At 67.7% G+C, this 561-nt stretch carries 1 protein-coding gene; it reads right to left on the bottom strand.

The window, feature by feature from the left end; translation table 11 throughout:
• The coding region (locus tag AC1DUE_RS20080; protein WP_477041173.1) for an NAD(P)-dependent oxidoreductase at positions 1-561 on the bottom strand (561 nt) is incomplete at both ends.

Raw genomic sequence — 561 nt, 5'->3', positions numbered from 1 at the left:
GTCGCGGGCAGCAGCGGGACATGGAGGCTGATCAGATCGCACTCGGCGAAGAGCTGTTCCTTCTCGACGTACGCCATGCCGAGCTCGACGCAGGCCGGGTTCTCGACCACGTCCCAGCCGAGCAGTTTCATTCCGAAGCCATGAGCGATACGGGTGAAGGCCTCGCCGATCTTGCCCGTACCGACCACGCCGACCGTACGGCCGTGCATGTCCCGGCCGAGGAGGCCGTCGAGGCGGAAGTCGAAGTCGCGGGTCCGGCTCGCGGCGCGGAGGATCCGTCGGTTGACGGCCATGGCGAGCGTCCAGGCGAATTCGGCGACCGCGTACGGCGAGTAGAAGGAGACCCGGGCGACCCGCAGCGCGAGGCGTTCGGCGACGTCCAGGTCGATGTTGTTGAAGCCGGTGGAACGCTGGGCGATCATCTGCGTGCCGCCCGCGGCGAGGGTCTGCAGCACGCTGGCGCCCAGATCGGCGTTGACGCTGGTGGAGATGATCTCGTAGCCCGCCGCGATGGGCGCGGTGTCCTTGTTGAGGAAGACGTCCAGGCAACGGACCTCGTGC

The organism is Cellulomonas sp. P4_A2 (assembly GCF_056402515.1).
The sequence above is the reverse complement of the archived record's forward strand: the minus strand, read 5'-3'. Positions and strand labels throughout refer to the sequence as shown.